This is a genomic window from Namhaeicola litoreus, from assembly GCF_042679565.1.
Classification (GTDB): Bacteria; Bacteroidota; Bacteroidia; order Flavobacteriales; family Flavobacteriaceae; genus Namhaeicola; species Namhaeicola litoreus.
Genome location: NZ_JBHTMY010000003.1, coordinates 746,485 through 766,827, shown reverse-complemented (window position 1 = coordinate 766,827; position 20,343 = coordinate 746,485). Strand labels below are relative to the sequence as shown.

The following is a 20,343-nucleotide window of genomic DNA, read 5'->3' as shown; positions in this document are numbered from 1 at the left end:
CTCTATATTATAAATTAGAATCTACATGTTCTTTAATCAAAAGTCGAAGTGTTTCCATATCTTCCCATTCTTCATTTTCGCCAGAATTATAACTAAAACCTTTCGACACTTTTTTCGCTTTGAATTCTTTTATAAATTCTTCTAAGCTCCATTTATGTGTTGCAGGTAAAATTGTATAGTATTTACCCAAATCATAGGTGTAAAAGGAGTCTGATGGCGTGATCATTTCTTCATGAATTTTTTCACCAGGTCTTATACCAACTATCGGTTTTTCGGCATCAGGTGCAATAGCGTTCGCGATATCCATAATTTTATAGGATGGTATTTTAGGCACAAAAAGTTCCCCTCCCCAGGCATGTTCCAAAGCGTGCATCACCATGTCAACGCCTCCTTGTAAAGAGATATTAAAGCGGGTCATTGTGGGATCGGTTATGGGCAAGGGTTCCCCTTTTCTTTTTTTCTCTATAAAAAAAGGAATTACAGAACCATTTGATCCCATCACATTACCATATCGTACAACGGAAAAACGAATCGGATTAAATCCTGTAATATTATTTGCGGCAATAAATAATTTATCGGAAGTCAATTTCGTTGCTCCATAGAGATTAATTGGTGCACAAGCCTTGTCTGTAGATAAAGCTACAACGCGCTCCACTTTTGTTTTAAAGCAAGCGTCCACCACATTTTCAGCACCACCAATATTGGTTTTTACACATTCATCCGGATTGTATTCTGCAATATGTACATGCTTCATGGCAGCCGCATGTATCACATAATCCACCTCTTGCATCGCACGAATCAAACGATCTTTATCCCGTACATCTCCAATAAAATAGCGCATCTGCGAATATTTTTGCACTGGAAATTCTTGTGCCATTTGAAACTGCTTTTGCTCATCTCGTGAAAAAATAACCAATCTCCTAACTTCCGGGTATTTTTTTAGAATATGGTCTGTCAATGCCTTACCAAGAGAACCTGTTCCTCCCGTAATTAAAATGGATTTATTTTTAAAAGTAAACATATCTTTTATTTTTTATCGACTTATGCAAAAGAAAATAATAAATTTAAAATTATCATCTAATTTCCCATTGCTTCGCCCTTATCAGTCCCTTTTTTTAAAAAAAAGGTTCCAATTCAGGCTATTTATTCGTGGGCAAATTTAATTTTTTAAAAAAAGAAAAACTTTATATGTAATATAAAAATTTGAAAAAGATATACACGATGGTTTCCTTCTTATTTATAGAAATTTTGATTGGTGTTGGTGGTTGGTCATTCAAATCGAAGTGGAGAAATCTCACGATAATATCAGAAATGTAATTGAGATATCTCGGTTTCGCAGCAATTCACATGAATCCGAGAATCAACACCGTTAAATGACATGATGGATGCAATGAGTTCTAAATTATTTAAGTATAGAAAATGAGTTATTGTACAAAAGTTATTTTCACTGTTGGTTACTAAAACTTACCTAATGACTCTTTGCACAATGCATTTATTGAGATTGCACAACACTTTATGGAATTCAGTCAAAATCTTTGCAAGGAAATCGTAAAATATGATTCAATTCATCTTTAAAATTAAAGCTTGAAAACCTTTTAATAATTAACTCCGATTGACCATTTACAAATATTCTGGTGTTAATTATTCTTTAGTACTTAGTACATTGAATTAGGTCTATTCCATTTTGCTGTAAAAATACTAAATATAGTTGGTTACCATTAAAACTATAGTTTTAATAAAACAAGGTGCTTGAAAAGACGAGCTCAAAACCGGCAACTGATGACTGAAATTGGAGCTTTTTTATGCCAAATTTTGTAAAATATTATTGCTTTTACTATCGAACCCCATACGAAAATGAACATTTCCCGATCCGGGTAAAGACAAAAGAATCTGTTTACAAAGTTATGCAAATTAAAAAATCATAATATAAAGTGGATGAATTTTTTTAAATTGTCTTAAGAAATATTTTTTAAGACAATTTAGATGATTTATTTGTTAGCAAAGCTATTTCTATTTGTCTATATAACAAACAAGCCGAAAGAATAAAAATAAATTCTCCCTAGTCTTACCAAATCTTTGAAAATTAAGATTTTCATAAAATTGCAGATCCAAATTACATGTATTTGACAACATGATGATGAAAAGAACAACACCTCTAGAGGTAACTAATGCTTTAAAGTTATTTTTTGCGTTATCATTTTGAAATAAATGAGTAGAATTTCCTTTTGAATAAGTTAATTCTCATTAAACCAATTCCTATACTTTTTTTAAATATGTGTTTTTATCATCTGAACCTAAAAATTCAAATTGCTGCGAAAACTTGTTTAACATTGAAGCATATTGTTCGCTTGACATTATGGTATAAGAATTGGGCTCAATACTTTCAATAATATAGTCAATAGTTCTACCCTTTGGAAAACTATATCCTAATTTCAACCTATTAGCTGAAAAATATGGTGTATAATAATAAAGTGTTTCATTAGTGAAAAGATATACCTTACTCCCTTTGGGAATAAATACCTCTGCCTTTTTAATTTCTGACATAGATTGTTTATACTTTTCTTTCTTATACGATGCAATTTTAAAACAATACAAACTTGATATTAATGTAATTATTAAAACCCCTCTAAAAACAAGTTTAATTTTTGTACTTAAGTCGACAATATGTAAACCAATAGCCAATAAAACTAAAAACCAAGGCATTATCAATAGATAATAATAAACAAATTGTGCAAACAATAAGCTCAAAAGAGAACTAAATAAGACCATCAAAAAAAGAAAAACCTCCCTATTTTTTATTTGATACACAAGTATAAGAAAAATTGAAAAGGGTAAAAACAAATAATATAGGAAAACCTTAAAAAAATCAAGTAAACCTATTAATAAATTAGAATTACCGGTGTGCCTTATTCTACCTTCTTCATTTGCTTGCGCGATTAATCTTTTCAAATAATTTATAAAATCAACTTGATCTGAATGAAAAAAATACATCAAAAAAAGTATTGTAATGAATCCAAAAAATACCAATATTAGAGACTTAAAAGCTATATTTTTTTTTGAATAAAAGAATGTATAAATTGTTATGGGCAGTCCTAGAGACAAGGCATATTGTTTGGTATAAAATGCCAAAAAGAGAAGACATCCGGTAAGAAAATAGTGCTTTTTTAAAAATGAAATTAGTACTAGCAGTATAAAAAATAATGTTATTATTTCCAAATAAATATAGGTTCCACCGAGAAAGGTAAAATAAAAAATAAAAATTGTTGATACAAAAACTCTTATATGTTTACCTATATTAATTAAATTAAGAATTGTATAAAATAAAAAGGTATTTAATATGGTTATTACGAATAGTAACATATAGGTATATTTCAAAATATGTTCACCAAATAGATTTGGTAAACCATAAACATAAATCCCTAATGGATTGTACTGAACGTTTATATTATAAAAACCAATCTTGTAAACAATAACATCTCTACCTACTGATAAGTAATATGAACCATCTCTACCTATATAGGGATAATAAAAACTCCATACCCAAAGAAACAATACGCTAATTAATAACGATGAAATAAAAATATTGAAGAAGGTTTTATTCCAAAAATAACTCACAACTTTATCTGCCATCATAAATAAAAACTCTTTATCGTATCCGTAATAAAAAAGCTTTGATCATGATTTAGCCCATAAAAAAGAGGTAATCTTAATAATGTATTAGTATAAATATCGGAATTTACTAAGTCTAAACCTCTATATTTTTTCTTATAAAACGGACTCTTATGTAACGATAAATAATGGAACACCGCACCAATTCCATTATTCTTTAAAAATTCAATTAAGTCAGTTCTTTCATTGGCACTTTCACAAACGATATAAAACATATGTGCATTATTCGTAGAATAATCAGGCGTTTTAGGTAGTTGAATAATTTTCCTTTGCTTTAATTCGTACAACCCTTCATAGTACTTATTCCAAATATCAATCCTTTTTTGTTGAATGTCATCCAGGTGTTCCAATTGTGCAAACAAAAATGCTGCATTAATGTCCGATGGTAAAAATGAAGATCCTATATCCACCCAACCATACTTGTCTATTTCCCCTCTGAAAAAAGCAGATCTATTCGTTCCTTTTTCCCAAATAATTTCTGCTCTCTGTGAAAATTTTTCATCATTGATAACTAACATACCACCTTCACCAGAAATGATGTTTTTCGTTTCATGAAAAGAAAAGGCTCCTAGGTGGCCAATACCTCCCAAGGGTCTTCCTTTATAATAAGCATCTATGGCCTGTGCTGCATCTTCAATAACGTAAATATTATGCTTAGAGGCAATGGCCATAATTGTATCCATTTCACAAGCATTACCGGCATAATGCACTACAACAATTGCTTTGGTCTTTGAAGTAATGAGCCCTTCGATCTTAGTTTCGTCAATATTAGGATGATCTGCATGACTATCAGCAAAAATTATATTTGCTCCTCTTAAAACAAAAGCATTTGCTGTAGATACAAATGTGTAACTTGGCATAATTACTTCATCTCCTGGATTTATATTGATTAAGATAGCTGCCATTTCAAGTGCATCGGTACAAGATGTGGTCAAAAGACATTTTTTAAAACCATATCTATCCTCAAAGAATTCATGGCATTTTTTCGTGAATATACCATTTCCTGATATCTTACCACTTTTTACAGCCTCCAGGATATATTTATCTTCTTTACCTGTTAAATATGGCTTATTGAAATTTATCTTTTTCACTATTATCTTAGTTTTTTAAATTTCTTTTTTAAATGAATTTTGCAAAAATACCATCTACAATTTAAAAGGAAGAACATTTATTTGGACAACAATGCCAGCTGCAATAACAGCCCCCTAATGTACCTTTACCCCTTACCATTTGTTTGATTTTACTCCAATCCATACATTATATTAAATGGTAATCGAATCTCCTGTATCTTGTAATGCAATTTCACAATAATTATGAACTGATGAAATTAGATACTTATAATGTATATTAAATTGTATAACAAATTAAACCAAGAATAATAAATGAAATTCCTACTAAGGTTTTTCGATCTATATTTTCATTAAAAAAAATTCTTGATAGAAAAACTACAATTAAAATAGTCAATGAGGTTAACATATAAACAATGTCAATTTTAATAGATCTTAACGCAAGAAAATTCAAAATTGGTATCAATAAAAATAACAAAAGAGCTATGACCAAGTGCGAAAATTTATGATCTTTCGTATATTTTTTATAAAAGAATTGGCCAAATGCAGTAAATGATATAGCTAAAGCTAAATATAGATAACTCATTGCTATATATTAACTTTTCTACTCATAAACCAAACACCTGTTAGAATAAAACATACTCCAACAACTTTTGTCATTTTCAATTCGGCATCTCCTTTATATAGTGCAACGGCATATAACAATGGAAAAAACAATGAAACTAGTGGGTAGCTTTTACTTAGATCATATTTTTTATAAACCTTACCCCAAATAACAAATTTAAGGAAGTTGACTAGAATCACAACACTAATAATACCAATTCCTAATGGACTAATCAGTGAATTACTCATTTTTGCTCCGTAATTCAATAATAAAGCACTGATTAAAGTAACTAATACGGTCGAAAAAACCAATAAAACTTTTCTTAATTCCAATTTGTCAATGTTTGATGAAGTAAACTCTCCAAATGAAAATTATGTTTTTTATAATATTCTTTTAATTGAACTTTTATAACATCTATTACCTCCTCATTCCTCTGTGACATATTTATTTTTTGATTTAGGTTTGATGGCACGTAAGATTTATAAATACCTAAAAAGGAATATATTGCTTGAATCGTATTAACACTATCTAATAGTTCTTCGAGTATCACAACTTTGACATTTTCTCTAGAGAAATAATCGAGATAGGTCTTGATATAATTTAAGTATTCACCTCTTCCTAAATAGTCAAATGGATTCACAGAAATTTCACTCCTATTGTACTTAGGAGGGGGAATATTATCAAGAAAGACTTCTTTTAAACTCCTTGTTTCAAGTCCATTATTTAAACTAAAAAAATAATTTGAAAGTGCACGTTCTACGGGATCTCTGAGAACAAAAAGAATTTTGGCTTGCGGTAGTATTCTATTTATATTGGATGCCGCTTCCTTACTTTCATAATAGCTAGTGCTTTTTTCTAAATAAATCCTTTTCCCTTTTTCACAATTGGAAAAATACTTATTAAGATATTCATCCTTATTCAAATTCTGGTCTAAATGAAGGAAATATTTAGGTTCAGGTTTGGACGGTTGTGAAACACAAACCTCAGGATGTTCTTCCAATAATTTGAACAAATAAGTACTTCCACTTCTTTGCGCACCAACAATTATACAGTGATTCATCACTCAATGACTTCTTTAACGAAATAACTTTTATTGGACGAAATCTGATCAAGTATTCTTGATAAATATTCTCCAATTACACCAAGTAATGCTATAATAAAGCCTCCTAAAAAAGCAGTTAATACAACCAGAGTTGTCCATCCTTGAACAGAACTTCCAAGTAATATTTCTTTTAAAAGATATGCCAAACCAACTAAAAAGCTCAATGCTGAGATGAATAGACCTATACTACTCAATAATCTAAGAGGATAAGAAGAATAATTTATCAATAATCTACTTATCAACTGAACGATCTTTTTTGCTGAATAGTTGGATTCCCCCACTTTTCTCGGGGCATGGTCAACATCTACATTTCCAATTTTTGAAGAAAACATAAGCAAAAGACCTGGTATATAGGGATAGGACGTCTTATAGGTTAATAACCTGTCAATTACATCTCTTTTAATGATTCGAAAATTTGTTAGAGTAATATCTTTTGGCTTGTTAAAAACCTTATAATTAAGGTAACCAACCAACTTACTCCCTAATTTTCTGTGATGTGCATGCTTTTTCGATCTGAACTTTCCAAAAACTAAATCATAATCCGAATCATTCATTGAATCGATCAAGGGTAAAATTTGATCTGGGGGATTTTGCATATCATCGTCCATAGTGATTATATAATCCCCATTTGCATAGTTAAAACCACATAATACCGCATTATGTTGGCCAAAGTTTTTAACCAAGTTGATCGCCTTAACAAATTCATATTTTTCGGCTAATCCCTTTATGACCTCCCAACTATTGTCAGGACTTCCATCATTTACTAAAATAATCTCTCCTTGCAAGTCACGTTGTCTTAGAACTTGTAGAATTTTAAATACCGTTTCACCAACAATATCAGAACTTCGGTACACAGGTATTACTATAGAATATAATTTTTTCAAATCAAAAAAATTTTACTTACCAATAAAATCAGTCCATAATCGCCTCCTCCAAATAGACAATGTATTTTCAACCAATATAAATACGTCTTCATCTTTAGCCTACAGAACATTTATTAAATGTAGGCATGAGAAACATTAAATTTTTTATAACAACCATAGCTTCGCCATGCTGACTCCCATTATATTTCTTGGAATTCAGTTAATAGAATCACTTCCGGGTTCAAGCACCGTTTGGGTTTACTGCGATAAAATGCAACTTATTTGAGCAATTTTTTCGATGCTTGGGGAATATTGATTAAGGCTGTAAATATAGTTTTTTCCTTAGACTAAAACCCAGTAATATGGGCAAAAATAAGGCTTCTTTTTAACATCCTATTAACAGTTTGAATTGAAAGGAAATAGATCTTTAAATACTGCTTAGGCAAGAAAAAAAATAAAAAATATCCCATAGTATGTAAGATTCATGAAATCTAACCCTAAAAAAAAGCAAGGTAGCTCGAATTAAATTGCAAAAGTGCTTTCCATAAAAAGCTAAGTATCATTTATCCGAAAGCAAAAATTCTTTTCAAAAAAGCTTTTGTCCTTTTTTTAATTCGAAAATACATTTAAAATTAGGTGTCATAGGATATCTTAAAATACATCCATAACATATGATTATCTATCTTTTCCATCGAAATTTATTCAGCTGCCCAAATAGTTTCATAACAAAACAGAAAGTGCATGTTTGCCAGATTAACAGATCAATATGTTCCTAAAATATAGGAGAAATTTTTCTACTGTTAAAACAGCAATACAACCGGATTCTAAATAAAATCTAAAATTTTACACCTAATAATATTTTTTTAGATGTATTGAACTGTGGAAGGCATATAAATAAAGGGTTTAGGAAAATAAAAAATTTATCAACATAAAATTGTGAATTAAAAAAAGTAACCATTTGTAGAATTCGCACTTTTACGACTATACATTTGACCTGTAAGAAAAATTCTTACCCGGTATATCCGGTTATATTAATTTAATATTTTTTAAAATGAGTTTAAATTTTAAAGCTCAGCAGAAAATAAATCCCAGGGATTTATCTGCGCCAAAGAAGTACTACGCCACTGCCGTGAGCGGACGTACAGTTGATTTTGAAGAGTTGACCGAGTTTATTTCAGACCAGTCTACTTTAAGTGAAGCCGATATTTACGGCGTATTGAAAGCGGTAGAACGCACCATTATTCGTGAGATGAACAAGGGAAGATCAGTTCGCTTGGGCGATATTGGTTCTTTCCAATTGACTTTGCGAAGCGAAGGCAGAGATACCGCCGAGGAAGTGGTGGCCACTGCAATCAAAAGTGCGCGTACCATCTTTAGGCCTGGAAAAAGGTTAAAAAAGATGTTAGCTAAAATGGATTTTTCTAAAATTCAAGATCAGGTCGCTTAGTCGTTCTATATCATAGAACATGAAAATGGGCTTCTAATAAGAAGCTCATTTTTTTTGCTTCATCCTAATTTCTTTTCCATTCAAAAAAATGGTCACATATAGATCTAAAAAAAGCTCAAGATCAGGCCGCTTAATTCCTTGAAAATGAGCTATTTTTTATCGTCTTATAAAAGACTGTACAAAATTAGATGTTTTTGTAAAACTTACAATACTTTATATATAAAATTTCTTTCTTTTAACCAGCCTCAGCATATGTCAATTCGAGTACCGCAAAGGAGAGCTTGCCCACATTGGTGGTGCCTGCCCGCCGTGGCGGGTATCGAGAACTACAAAACGAAATTACCTAATAAATACCTCTCGATACAATCCTGTTCACCCAGGATCACTCGAGGTGACAATCCTCCTGTCAGTTCGAGTGACGCGTAACGATGCTTGCCCGCTGTGGCGGGTATCGAGAACAACAAAACGAAATTACCTAACAAATACCTCTCGATACAATCCTGTTGACCCAGGATCACTCGAGGTGACAATTCTCCTGTCAGTTCGAGTGACGCGTAGCGATGCTTGCCCGCCGTGGCGGGTATTGAGAACTACAAAACGAAATTTCCTAACAAATACCTCTCGATATTATCCCGAATCCTCAAGATCACTCGAGGTGACAATCCTCCTGTCAGTTCGAGTGACGCGCAGCGGTATATCGAGAACCAACGAAAAATTTATTTAAACTTCTTTTTTGCCAAATTAGGAAGTTTTTCATACGCCCCATTAATCAATGCTTCCTTTTTAGCGCGCGACCATTTTTTAATCTTTTTCTCAGAATCTATAGCCAATTGAACATCAGTGAATTCAACATAATAAACAAGTCTTACCGGTTTTCTTGAAGAGGTATAGCTATTGACAAAATACCCTGAATGATGCTGCTCCAACCTTTTCTCAAGGTTAGAAGTAATCCCTGTATAATAGGTTTTATCACTACAAAGCAGAATATACACAGAGTAAATTTCCATCATTTTATTATTTCAATCTACTCTGTTATGCATTTATATCGAATACGTCAACATATCCTTTGTCAGTTCGAGTGACGCGTAGCGATGCTTGCCCGCTGTGGCGGGCTCCTGAGAGGATAACCACCCCGGCTTTCAGCCACCCCTCCTAAGAGGAGGGGATGTCCTTATATAAAATTTGTCATAAATTTCTCCTCCTATTAGGAGGAGCCTGCCTGCCGGAGGCAGGGGCAGGTGGTAAAAAACATATTTAATAAAATGCCCGAACCCTATAGAAATTTATTGGCTTGAATATGACATACTAATTACAGCCCTCTTCGACGAATTCGCCACAGCTCATAAACTTGCCCGCTGTGGCCGTGCCTGCTCGCCTTGGCGGGTATTGTGAACGGTGAAATAAAGACCGGCCTCAAATAAAAATGGATGAAGATCAAGATCAATGCATAATTGCCCGCCGTAGGCGGGGTAAGACCAGGAAGTTCCGATTGGCGATGAGGAAATCACCTGGTCGCATTTAGCATTGATAAAGGTCGAGTTCATTTTTATTTGCAGCCTAGATTTTTTTGCTTCTTTTTTTATCGATGAAAAAAAGAAGATATAAACCCCGTAGTTGCAAGCTTCGGGCTACATTATTGAAAGACTTGTCTTCTCTAACCACTACCTGCCATCCTCTGTTTAGATGATGCTTTGATGTGGTAAGTTTGTCAGATACGTGTCACAAACCAGAGCTTGCCCGTCGTGGCGGGTATCGAGAACTATAAAACGAAATCAACCCACTACCTCGGAATCACTTCAGGTAACAATTGTTTAAGCAAAAGGATGTGCCACCAAGGGCTTACAAGCAAAAGGATGATAATCTCCTTTCTGACCAATAGGTGTTGATACCCTGATGGTATGCACAATCTCAATAGCCTGGCGCGGCGCTTCGAGACCATAACCTTTACCATGCAGTATATCGGCATAGGAAGTAGTATGCAAATCGGTAAATCCTCCGCTGAATTCCAGTTCTTCACCTTCTATGGTTATCGATCTGTAAGTGGTTTGTCCTTTGGCCTTGACATCATCAGGCAATAGGTCAAAATTGATGGATAAGAACCATCGAACTCTGGCTTTTTCAAACTCTAAAAAACCGGCTGAGCGATCATGTGTATTGATATGCACGGTATTTTTTTTCAAACTACCAAAGATCCATGAAAGCATATCAAAAAAATGAACCCCAATATTGGTGGCAATTCCTCCTGATTTAGATAGATCTCCTTTCCAGGAAGTGTAATACCATTTTCCTCTCGAAGTGAGATAAGTGAGATCTATATCATAGACCTTGTTCTTAGGCCCATTTTCGATTTTTTCCTTTAAAGCAATAATACTGGGATGCACCCTGAGCTGCAATATATTATAAATCTTATGACCTGTTTCTTTCTCTATCAGAGCCAACGCATCCATATTCCAGGGGTTCAGCACCAATGGCTTTTCGCAAATGGCATCAGCTCCTTGTCGTAAGGCGAAACGGATGTGTGCATCGTGTAAATAATTGGGAGAACAGATCGAAACATAATCTAATTGATGACCGGTTCTTTTGAGTTTATCTATATGTCGGTCGAACCTTTCAAATTCTGTAAAAAAAGAAGCATTGGGAAAATAGGAATCGATAACGCCTACACTGTCAAATTTATCCATCGCAGCAACGAGATCATTTCCTGTTTCTTTGATGGCTTTCATGTGTCTTGGAGCGATATAGCCCGCCGCTCCGATCATGGCGAAGTTTTTCATAATATGTAATTCTATCCTTAAAAAATGCTTGAAATCATTTTACTGTGATGATATGCTAATATTGTAAAGTATCCACACTTTTCTTGTTTGATTTTTTATAGCCCCTCCTTAGTTAAGTTACAAATTCATAACAAAACCGATCATTATTAAAATTTCTCAACATTACTCTTCACTCTTTCCCGCCCCGGCGGTCAGGCACTCCTTCACCCTTTCACCACAAAAACCGCACTACTGCATCACCGTATCACTCCATAACCGCATAACCGTATAACTGCATCACCGTATCACTGCATCACCGCATAACCGCATAATCCCACTACCCCCTCACATACCACTTATACATTCTTTCAATCCCTTCTTCCAACTCAACCGAATATTTCCAGCCCAATTTTTTCAGCTTTGAAGAATCAGTCAATTTTCTCATGGTTCCATCTGGTTTTTCTGCATTAAATACAAGATCTCCATTAAAACCAACTATTTTTTTGATGGTCTCGGCCAATTCTTTGATCGAAATTTCTTTTCCTGTTCCGATGTTGATATGGGTATTTCGGATTTCTTTTTGGGAACTCGATCTCTCCACATCATTAGAAATAATGTCTTTAAAATCTACATTTTCCATCAAATGTACACAAGCATCAGCCATATCTTCACTCCATAAAAACTCGCGCATGGGTTTCCCGGAGCCCCAGATTTCAACGGATATGGCATCTGACCCCTTCTCCCTTTGGGCACCTCCCTTAAAAGGTGAGGAACTAATACCGTAAGCAGATAAGACTTTTAGAATTTCTTCTTCTGAATTCTGTCCGTTAATTCCTTCGATGGGTAACTTATCGATATCTTCTCTTATCGTTTTCCAATCATTTTTTTCCAAAGCTTTTCCCAGATGAATTTTCCGGATCAATGCGGGTAAAACATGCGATTTTTCAAGATCAAAATTATCGTTGGGTCCGTATAAATTTGTAGGTTGTACGGCGATGAAGTTGGTCTTATATTGGATATTATAACTCTCACACATTTTTATTCCAGCAATCTTAGCCAAAGCATAGGGCTCATTGGTGTATTCCAATTCGTCAGTGAGTAAATACTCCTCTTTCATGGGCTGCGGACAGTTTTTCGGATATATACATGTAGATCCTAAGAACAATAATTTTTTTACCTTATGCAAATAACTCTGGTGAATCACATTATTTTGAATCATCAGATTTTCATAGATAAAATCCGCTCTATAGGTATTATTCGCCACTATACCACCCACTTTAGCCGCCGCCAGAAAAACGTAGTCAGGTTTTTCTTTTTCAAAAAAATCTGCGACAGCCCTTTGATCTTTCAGGTCGAGCTCTTTATGTGTTCTGGTAATAAAATGATGGTAACCTCTTGCCTTGAGGTTTTTCATTATCGCAGAACCTACAAGTCCGCGATGTCCGGCAATATATATTTTAGAATCTTTTCTCATATTTTTTGTTGCTCAAAAGACACAAAGAAATCTCAAAGTAACACAAAGATTACAGGATTACACGTTTTATACCTTCTGATAATTTGGTTACATTAAAATTAATAAGTAAACCCAGTTTGTATCCACCCAATTTTAAATAAGTTAGCACTTGTGCAAGATGAACATCGGTGAATGTCTCTACTGTTTTTAATTCAACTACCAATAAATCCTCGATTAAAAGATCTATTCTATATCCATGATTGAGTTGAATCTCTTTATACACAATAGGCCTAGGAACTTCCTTTTCTACTTTTAAACCGCTCTTTTTTAACTCAAAAGCCAAACATTCCTGATAAGCTGACTCCAACAATCCCGGACCAAGCCTTTTGTGTACTTCTATCGCAGCACCTATCACTTTAAAAGCCAGATCGTTTTCTGTAATCATATATTTACCAACAAAATTATTGTTTTTCCTCTGAGTGTTTGGTGACTTCTTTGTGTCTTTTGTGAAAAAACTATTTTATTCAAAATAATTCAACACATCATAACCTCCTTCATGCAGATACCTGTCTTTTTGCATGAGTTTTAAATCGCTTTTCATCATATCTTTTACCAGATCTTGTAAATCGTATTGTGGAACCCAGCCCAATTCTTCTTTCGCCTTACTTGCATCGCCTATCAGCAATTCAACTTCAGTAGGTCTAAAATAACGCGGATCCACGGCTACAACCTCTTTTCCTATCTCAACTTTATAGTTAGGGTGATTTGAAGATTTGATATACCCTTTTTCATCTACACCTTTTCCTTTAAATTCCAACTCAACACCTATTTCAGCAAAAGCCATTTTAACAAAATCTCTTACGGTCGTCGTTTTTCCAGTGGCAATTACCCAATCCTGAGGGGTTTCGTGTTGCAATAGCATCCACATCATCCGCACATAATCTTTCGCATGACCCCAATCTCTTTTGGCATCTAAATTTCCTAAGTACAATTTATCTTGTAACCCCAAGGCAATTTTGGAAGTGGCTCGTGTTATTTTTCTCGTCACAAAAGTCTCTCCTCTAATGGGTGATTCATGGTTAAACAAAATCCCATTACACGCATAGATTCCATAAGCTTCGCGGTAATTTACTGTGATCCAATAGGCATACATTTTTGCTACGGCATACGGACTTCTGGGATAAAACGGTGTTTTTTCTGTTTGGGGGATTTCCTGCACTTTTCCGTAGAGCTCTGAAGTCGAAGCCTGATAAATCCTCACTTTTTTCTCCATGCCCAAAATCCGGATCGCTTCTAATAAACGCAAAGTACCAATACCGTCTGCATTGGCAGTATATTCAGGCATTTCGAATGAAACGTGTACATGACTCATCGCAGCCAGATTATAGATCTCATCAGGTTGTACTTCCTGAATAATGCGGATCAAATTGGTACTGTCCGTCATATCTCCATGATGAAGCACAAAATTTTGATTGGCTATATGTGGATCTTGATACAAATGATCGATTCGATCTGTATTGAATAAAGAAGACCTTCTTTTAATTCCGTGAACGATATAATTTTTTTTGAGGAGAAATTCACTGAGATAAGCACCATCTTGTCCTGTGACTCCTGTTATTAAAGCTATTTTTTGCATGGTTTTGGGTTAAATTTTTTTTGGGGATTTATAATTATTTGAGGTGATGAAAATTTTCAACTCACCTTACTTAACGTATGAATTTTCTAATCATTGTATGAAGTTCATTCCATTTATGCTTATCTGAGCTATATTTCGTGATAAAACTTAATATTAAAAAAACAAAAATCGCTAAATAAAGTGCTTAATCCAAATAAAAAACAAACCAATTTTATCAAGTTTAGATGGTGTATAGATAAAGCATAGATGGAGTATGGATAGTGTATGGATAGTGTATGGAAATCAATATCTGGAATTTACTTATGAACCTGTTCAAAATGGATCAAAACACATACTATACTTTCTTTACAGCTTATGTTCATCCTCACTGCGCAACAACTGCTTATATTCTTCTAATTGAGATAAGGTCTTTTCGTCTAATTCCGGTTCCTGAATATCTGTATATCTTTCCAAGGTCTCTAAAATGGTTTCAGCCACGATTAAGCGACAAGAATCTTTGTCATCTGCCGGAATCACAAACCATGGCGCATCCTTTTTTGAGGTGCGGTTGAGCATATCCTCATAACAAAACATGTATTTGTTCCATAATTGTCTTTCTTCGAGATCTCCGGAACTAAATTTCCAGTTTTTTTCTTGTAACTCAATACGCCGCAACAAACGATTTTTTTGTTCTTTTTTAGAGAGGTGTAGATAAAACTTCAAAATAATCATCCCATTGTCGCTCCAATGCTTTTCGAATTGATTGATGTGCTCCATGCGCTGATGGTAGAATGTTTCATCTATTTGAGAAACATCATCAATACCCGGAATATTTTCGCTTAAAATATATGCAGGATGCACACGGGTAACCAGCACATTTTCGTAATGGGTACGGTTAAAGACCGCAAATTTTCCTCGTTCAGGTAAAGCGAGATAGTGTCGCCAAATAAAATCGTGTTCTTTCTCCTGACTTGTGGGCTGTTTAAAACTATGAACATTAATTCCACGCGTATTAAAATTCTTAAAGACTTCCCTGATCAGACTGTCCTTTCCTCCGGTATCCATTCCTTGTAGGCAGATGAGTACACTGTATTTGTTATGCGCATACATGGTATCCTGAATCTTCGCGAGTTTCTTTCTTACTTTTTTGAGTTTGTCTTTGGCATTGGGAATAACCTCTTTAGTTTTTAAATGCGCCAGACTTATGGTTTGGTTGACTTGATAGGGGTTTGGCATAGGTAAATGATTTACATTGATATGAAATAAGAAAAGTAAGAAAAAATGAGGAGTTAAAAGATATCTGAAGCTATTTTACTAAAAAACCTTCCCCTCCTTTTAGGAGCCCGCCTGCCGGCGAGGCAGGGGGTGGTACGAAGTACCGGGGTGGTTATATAAACTTCAGTCTAAAAAACAAATTAAACTCATCCCCTCCTCTCAGGAGCCCGCCTGCCTGTCAGAAATAGGATGGGGCTGGCTGAAAAGCCGGGGTGGTAATTAATTTGTTTAAAAGATATTCCTTTTACCACCTCCCCCTGCCTCCGGCAGGCAAGCCTTCGGGTACCTGCCTGCGGCAGGCAGGCTCCTCCTAAGAGGAGGAGATGCCCTTGACTTGTTTTAGAAAAGGTTATTGACAACTATTATTCCCCTCCTCTCAGGAACCTGCCTGCCAGCCTTTGGCTGGGGGTGGTACGAAGTACCGGGGTGGTCATTCAACTTAAAAAATGATAAGTATAACTTATTTACTCGCAAACAACTGTACATCCTCCAACGAAATAACCTGTCCGCCCAAGATCATCAATCTTTCCACCACATTTCTCAATTCTCGAATATTTCCTGTCCATTGGTAATTTTTCAGCAACTCGATCGCCTCTTCACTAAATTGTTTGGGAGAAACACCTTGTTCTTCTGCGATGCGCTTGACAAAATAGTCGATCAAAAGTGAAATGTCTTCCGGTCTTTCATTCAAAGAAGGAACTTCGATCAAAATGACCGCTAACCTGTGGTAAAGATCTTCTCTAAATCTTCCTTTATCGATCTCCTTTTGTAAATTCTTATTCGTTGCAGCAATCACCCTGACATCAACCTGAATATCCTTATCACTCCCAACACGGGTAATTTTGTTTTCTTGCAGTACCCTCAGCACCTTGGCTTGCGCCGATAAACTCATATCCCCCACTTCATCTAAGAAAATAGTTCCTCCATTTGCTGCCTCAAACTTTCCGGCCCTATCTTTGTTGGCACCAGTAAACGAACCCTTCATATGTCCGAACAATTCACTTTCAATTAATTCTGAAGGAATTGCCGCACAATTCACTTCGATCATAGGTCCATTGGCACGTTGACTTTGATAATGGAGGGCATGCGCTACCAATTCCTTTCCACTACCATTAGGCCCGGTAATCAGTACTCGTGCTTCAGTTGGTGCTACCTTATCAATAATATTTTTTATTTTTAAAATTGCCTTACTTTCACCGATCATTTCGGTGTTCTTATTGATCTTACTTTTTAAGATTTTATTTTCAGTGACCAATTGCTTCTTATCTAAGGCATTTCTGATCGCATTCAGCAAGCGATTGAGGTCAGGTGGCTTTGAAATGTAATCGTAGGCACCGAGACGCATACTATTTACGGCAGTTTCCAATTCACCATGACCCGAGATCATGATAAAAGGAGTCTCCGGTTTGATTTTCATCGCTTTTTCGAGTACTTCTACGCCATCCATTTTGGGCATCTTAATGTCGCATAATACCAAGTCATAATCCGCCTTTTCGATCATATGATAGCCCATAGCACCATCCTCAGCCTCTTCAATCTGATAATCTTTGTACTCATTCGAAATAATCTTAGTCAAAACTCTTCTGATGGCAGCTTCGTCTTCTACGATTAGGATTCTGGACATAGTTCGGTTTGTTTTTCTAGTATCTAGCAAAAATATGGTTTAAAGTATAACGGACAAAGAATAAAGGACAAAGAATAAAGCCTGCCTGCCCAGGGCAGGGACAAAGAATAAAAAAAGGACAATGAAAAAGAATAAGGACAACAGAAGTAAGAGGTTTAGCTTCCGGAGATTTTGTGTAGAAAATTATTTACGAGATTTGTTAGCTATAGCATATAGAATATTTTTTAATTCTACGAATTCAGAAAGAAGGACTTCAAGATCCAAAGTGTTTTCGCTAGAAATTTCTTTTAATGCAATTCTAACTTTATGAGAAAAGTCTGCTCTTAAACCGGCGCCATGGGATTCCTCACATTTTCTCCAGAAGAAGCAGCTGATATTATAAGTTGATATTTAATAACATTACACTCAGTTGAATTGCTCAAATTGCGAGTTAGTTTTAAAATATTTACCACAAATTCAAATATTCTTGGACTTAACTTTCTTTGCATAAACACATAACAATTTTTTATCTATGCCATTTGTGTTATTGAAGTAAGTATTTAAAGGAAAAAAGTTAAAGTTGATCCACTTTCCCTTTTATAGGCAGAAACTTTATCCTTTGTCCCTTGAACTTTATCCTTTTAACTTTATACCTAATACCTAATCCACTTCCAAAGCTCTTTATAACTCGCCTTTTTCCCGTACATCAATATACCAACACGGTAGATCTTTGCAGCAATCCAAATCACTACAAAAAAAGTGATGTATAAAATGATTAATGAAATTACTATTTCCCACCAGGGCACTCCAAAAGGAATCCTCATCAACATGACAATTGGAGAGGTAAAAGGAATAAAAGAAAAAATAGTTGCGATGGTTCCATGCGGATCATTGATTACCGTGGCAAATCCCACATAAACACCAATCATCAAAGGCATGATCACGGGCATCATAAACTGCTGGGTATCTGTCTCATTGTCTACGGCTGAACCTATGGCCGCATACAAAGAACTATACAATAAATAACCGCCCAAAAAGAATAAAATAAACCAAAAAAACATGCTAATAATGGGTAGTTTCATTACTTCTTCCATGGCAAACTGAAAATCGTTTTGCTTTAAAATCTCCATTTGTTCCGGGGTCATTTGAGCCTGATTCATACCTCCCAACTCGACGCCAAAAAAGAAACTCAATCCGAAAAACAAAACCAAAAGTATCACAGCCCAGATAAAAAATTGCAGTAAACCTGCCCCTGCTGTTCCCAATACTTTACCTAACATCAATTGAAATGGTTTTACCGAAGAAATGATGACCTCAACAATTCTGCTTGTCTTCTCTTCAATGACACTGCGCATCACCATAGCGCCATAAATAATAATGAACATCATGATCAAATAACCTGCGCCCATACCCATGGCAACTTTAATTCCGTTGATCATTTTAGAGGAACGTTCACCAACAAAATTTGACATGTTAATTTCTACGTCGATATTTGCCTGATCTAACTTCTGGAGGTCTATACCCAATTGTTCCATCTTTTCCTTTTCCAACTTTCTCTCGATGGTATTTTCTAAATCACCCATTAATACCATTCCGGGCGTTTCCTTAGAAAAAAACTGAATGGATGAGGCCATTTCATTAAGGCTGTCCTTTTTAGGAATATAGAGCAATCCATCTTGATTAGCTTCCATCACAATTGTCTTGGCCTTTTCAATACCAACCTCCGACAAATTCATAAAATCAATGGATCTACCTGAAAAATCTTCCTCTGTAAATAATTCCGACTCATCCACATAGGCAACAACACTCCTTTTTTCCAAACTGCTTTTAGATAAAAAAGCAACCAAGGCGATCATTCCTATCATTATTAAAGGACTTAAAAAAGTCATGACAATAAACGACCGGTTTCTCACTTTTGCCAGGAACTCACGCTCTATTATTAGTTTTAACTTTTTCATAAACTGTGTTGTTTAACGGCTTGAATAAAAATATCACTGGCAGTGGGAATCACTTCCACAAAATGGTTGATGGTAGATTTACTGTTTAAATATCGAATCAATTCACTACCCGTTTCTTCATCTGACAATTTAATTCTCAGTTTCAAATCGTCCTCTAATGATTTAAAATTTGCGGGTTCAACCATAAATTTCTGACTTAGGTCTTTGAATAAAAAATCTTTATCCTCAGTGTGCAAACCTACCTCGAAAGTATGTGTTTTAAACTCTTTTTTGATGTCGGATAATTTCCCGTCTATAATTTTATTCGACTGATGAATAAGTGCAATATATTCACACAATTCTTCAACAGATTCCATTCTATGGGTAGAAAAAATAATGGTTGCTCCCTCTTCTTTTAATTGTAAAATCTCGTCTTTGATCAAATTTGCATTGATTGGGTCAAAACCACTAAAAGGTTCATCAAAAATGAGTAATTTGGGCTTATGCATTACAGTGGCAATAAATTGAACCTTTTGAGCCATTCCTTTTGATAATTCTTCCACTTTTTTATCCCACCAATTACCAATTTCAAACTTATCAAACCAGTATTTTAACCTTAGTTTTGCATCTTGTTTTGACAAGCCTTTAAGCTGTGCCAAATAAATACATTGTTCTCCAACCTTCATGCGTTTATACAGACCCCTCTCTTCTGGTAAATATCCAATATTACCGACATCTTCGGGCAACAACGGTTTTCCGTCAAAGATCACTCTCCCTTCATCGGGCATGGTAATTTGATTGATGATTCTGATCAAAGTTGTTTTTCCGGCTCCATTGGGACCTAATAAGCCAAATATACTTTGGGTGGGTACTTCTACTGAAATATTATTGAGTGCTTTAAAATCGCCGTAGTTTTTAACGATATTTTCTGTAATCAGAATTGAGGGCATATAAA

The 20,343-nt window shown here is 34.9% G+C and carries 17 protein-coding genes; 1 reads left to right on the top strand and 16 read right to left on the bottom strand.

Annotation, left to right across the window (positions count from 1 at the left end):
- Nucleotides 1-7 precede the first annotated feature (7 nt).
- From pseB to ACFQ39_RS10660, 7 genes are all read right to left on the bottom strand, one after another.
- Nucleotides 8-1,021 (bottom strand): UDP-N-acetylglucosamine 4,6-dehydratase (inverting), encoded by a 1,014-nt coding sequence (gene pseB, locus ACFQ39_RS10690; RefSeq protein ID WP_377178870.1) that lies wholly within the window; start codon nt 1,019-1,021, stop codon nt 8-10.
- A gap of 1,235 nt (nt 1,022-2,256) precedes the next feature.
- The gene (locus tag ACFQ39_RS10685) at nt 2,257-2,544 is read right to left on the bottom strand and encodes a hypothetical protein (RefSeq protein WP_377178868.1); all 288 of its coding nucleotides are present in this window, start codon (nt 2,542-2,544) and stop codon (nt 2,257-2,259) included.
- A 1,085-nt stretch (nt 2,545-3,629) separates the two neighbouring features.
- Nucleotides 3,630-4,760, bottom strand: coding sequence for a dTDP-4-amino-4,6-dideoxygalactose transaminase (gene rffA, locus ACFQ39_RS10680; RefSeq protein WP_377178866.1), 1,131 nt, complete (start codon nt 4,758-4,760; stop codon nt 3,630-3,632).
- A 256-nt stretch (nt 4,761-5,016) separates the two neighbouring features.
- Nucleotides 5,017-5,322, bottom strand: a complete 306-nt coding sequence (locus ACFQ39_RS10675; protein ID WP_377178864.1) for an SMR family transporter — start codon at nt 5,320-5,322, stop codon at nt 5,017-5,019.
- 2 nt (nt 5,323-5,324) lie between these two features.
- Nucleotides 5,325-5,672 (bottom strand): hypothetical protein, encoded by a 348-nt coding sequence (locus ACFQ39_RS10670; protein WP_377178862.1) that lies wholly within the window; start codon nt 5,670-5,672, stop codon nt 5,325-5,327.
- Complete coding sequence (locus tag ACFQ39_RS10665) at nt 5,663-6,400, bottom strand: sulfotransferase family protein (RefSeq protein ID WP_377178861.1); 738 nt, start codon at nt 6,398-6,400, stop codon at nt 5,663-5,665. The genes ACFQ39_RS10670 and ACFQ39_RS10665 overlap by 10 nt, the downstream gene beginning before the upstream one ends.
- On the bottom strand, nt 6,400-7,326 hold the full coding sequence (locus tag ACFQ39_RS10660) for a glycosyltransferase family 2 protein (RefSeq protein WP_377178859.1): 927 nt from the start codon (nt 7,324-7,326) through the stop codon (nt 6,400-6,402). Before ACFQ39_RS10660 ends, ACFQ39_RS10665 begins: the two co-directional genes overlap by 1 nt.
- A gap of 1,030 nt (nt 7,327-8,356) precedes the next feature.
- Here ACFQ39_RS10660 and ACFQ39_RS10655 point away from each other — a divergent pair.
- Nucleotides 8,357-8,752: an HU family DNA-binding protein gene (locus ACFQ39_RS10655; protein ID WP_377178857.1), complete on the top strand. Its 396-nt coding sequence runs from the start codon at nt 8,357-8,359 to the stop codon at nt 8,750-8,752.
- Nucleotides 8,753-9,468: 716 nt separating this feature from the next.
- On the opposite strand, the gene ACFQ39_RS10650 is transcribed toward ACFQ39_RS10655, so the two are convergent.
- The 9 genes from ACFQ39_RS10650 to ACFQ39_RS10610 all read right to left on the bottom strand — a co-directional run bounded on the left by ACFQ39_RS10650 (nt 9,469) and on the right by ACFQ39_RS10610 (nt 20,338).
- Nucleotides 9,469-9,759 carry a GIY-YIG nuclease family protein gene (locus tag ACFQ39_RS10650; RefSeq protein WP_377179998.1) on the bottom strand — a complete coding sequence of 97 codons (291 nt, stop codon included), beginning with the start codon at nt 9,757-9,759 and terminating at the stop codon, nt 9,469-9,471.
- 804 nt (nt 9,760-10,563) lie between these two features.
- Complete coding sequence (locus tag ACFQ39_RS10645; RefSeq protein WP_377178855.1) at nt 10,564-11,526, bottom strand: Gfo/Idh/MocA family protein; 963 nt, start codon at nt 11,524-11,526, stop codon at nt 10,564-10,566.
- Nucleotides 11,527-11,842: 316 nt separating this feature from the next.
- Nucleotides 11,843-12,979, bottom strand: a complete 1,137-nt coding sequence (locus tag ACFQ39_RS10640) for a GDP-L-fucose synthase family protein (RefSeq protein ID WP_377178853.1) — start codon at nt 12,977-12,979, stop codon at nt 11,843-11,845.
- A 49-nt stretch (nt 12,980-13,028) separates the two neighbouring features.
- On the bottom strand, nt 13,029-13,403 hold the full coding sequence (locus ACFQ39_RS10635) for a GxxExxY protein (RefSeq protein ID WP_377178851.1): 375 nt from the start codon (nt 13,401-13,403) through the stop codon (nt 13,029-13,031).
- A 75-nt stretch (nt 13,404-13,478) separates the two neighbouring features.
- Nucleotides 13,479-14,594 carry a GDP-mannose 4,6-dehydratase gene (gene gmd, locus ACFQ39_RS10630; protein WP_377178849.1) on the bottom strand — a complete coding sequence of 372 codons (1,116 nt, stop codon included), beginning with the start codon at nt 14,592-14,594 and terminating at the stop codon, nt 13,479-13,481.
- A gap of 345 nt (nt 14,595-14,939) precedes the next feature.
- A complete protein-coding gene (locus ACFQ39_RS10625) occupies nt 14,940-15,809 on the bottom strand; it encodes a PPK2 family polyphosphate kinase (RefSeq protein ID WP_377178847.1) in 870 nt (289 codons plus the stop codon).
- 499 nt (nt 15,810-16,308) lie between these two features.
- Entirely contained in the window at nt 16,309-17,472 is a 1,164-nt protein-coding gene (locus tag ACFQ39_RS10620; RefSeq protein ID WP_377178845.1) for a sigma-54-dependent transcriptional regulator, read from the bottom strand.
- Nucleotides 17,473-18,104: 632 nt separating this feature from the next.
- Nucleotides 18,105-19,409, bottom strand: coding sequence for an ABC transporter permease (locus ACFQ39_RS10615; protein WP_377178843.1), 1,305 nt, complete (start codon nt 19,407-19,409; stop codon nt 18,105-18,107).
- The gene (locus ACFQ39_RS10610; RefSeq protein WP_377178841.1) at nt 19,406-20,338 is read right to left on the bottom strand and encodes an ABC transporter ATP-binding protein; all 933 of its coding nucleotides are present in this window, start codon (nt 20,336-20,338) and stop codon (nt 19,406-19,408) included. Before ACFQ39_RS10610 ends, ACFQ39_RS10615 begins: the two co-directional genes overlap by 4 nt.
- Nucleotides 20,339-20,343 lie beyond the last annotated feature (5 nt).

Excerpts from the sequence above, each read along its gene's own strand:
- pseB (WP_377178870.1), bottom strand. The coding sequence starts at position 1,021 with ATGTTTACTTTTAAAAATAAATCCATTTTAATTACGGGAGGAACAGGT.
- ACFQ39_RS10685 (WP_377178868.1), bottom strand. The coding sequence starts at position 2,544 with ATGTCAGAAATTAAAAAGGCAGAGGTATTTATTCCCAAAGGGAGTAAG.
- ACFQ39_RS10675 (WP_377178864.1), bottom strand. The coding sequence starts at position 5,322 with ATGAGTTATCTATATTTAGCTTTAGCTATATCATTTACTGCATTTGGC.
- ACFQ39_RS10665 (WP_377178861.1), bottom strand. The coding sequence starts at position 6,400 with ATGAATCACTGTATAATTGTTGGTGCGCAAAGAAGTGGAAGTACTTAT.
- ACFQ39_RS10655 (WP_377178857.1), top strand. The coding sequence starts at position 8,357 with ATGAGTTTAAATTTTAAAGCTCAGCAGAAAATAAATCCCAGGGATTTA.
- ACFQ39_RS10650 (WP_377179998.1), bottom strand. The coding sequence starts at position 9,759 with ATGGAAATTTACTCTGTGTATATTCTGCTTTGTAGTGATAAAACCTAT.
- ACFQ39_RS10645 (WP_377178855.1), bottom strand. The coding sequence starts at position 11,526 with ATGAAAAACTTCGCCATGATCGGAGCGGCGGGCTATATCGCTCCAAGA.
- ACFQ39_RS10640 (WP_377178853.1), bottom strand. The coding sequence starts at position 12,979 with ATGAGAAAAGATTCTAAAATATATATTGCCGGACATCGCGGACTTGTA.
- ACFQ39_RS10635 (WP_377178851.1), bottom strand. The coding sequence starts at position 13,403 with ATGATTACAGAAAACGATCTGGCTTTTAAAGTGATAGGTGCTGCGATA.
- gmd (WP_377178849.1), bottom strand. The coding sequence starts at position 14,594 with ATGCAAAAAATAGCTTTAATAACAGGAGTCACAGGACAAGATGGTGCT.
- ACFQ39_RS10625 (WP_377178847.1), bottom strand. The coding sequence starts at position 15,809 with ATGCCAAACCCCTATCAAGTCAACCAAACCATAAGTCTGGCGCATTTA.
- ACFQ39_RS10620 (WP_377178845.1), bottom strand. The coding sequence starts at position 17,472 with ATGTCCAGAATCCTAATCGTAGAAGACGAAGCTGCCATCAGAAGAGTT.
- ACFQ39_RS10615 (WP_377178843.1), bottom strand. The coding sequence starts at position 19,409 with ATGAAAAAGTTAAAACTAATAATAGAGCGTGAGTTCCTGGCAAAAGTG.
- ACFQ39_RS10610 (WP_377178841.1), bottom strand. The coding sequence starts at position 20,338 with ATGCCCTCAATTCTGATTACAGAAAATATCGTTAAAAACTACGGCGAT.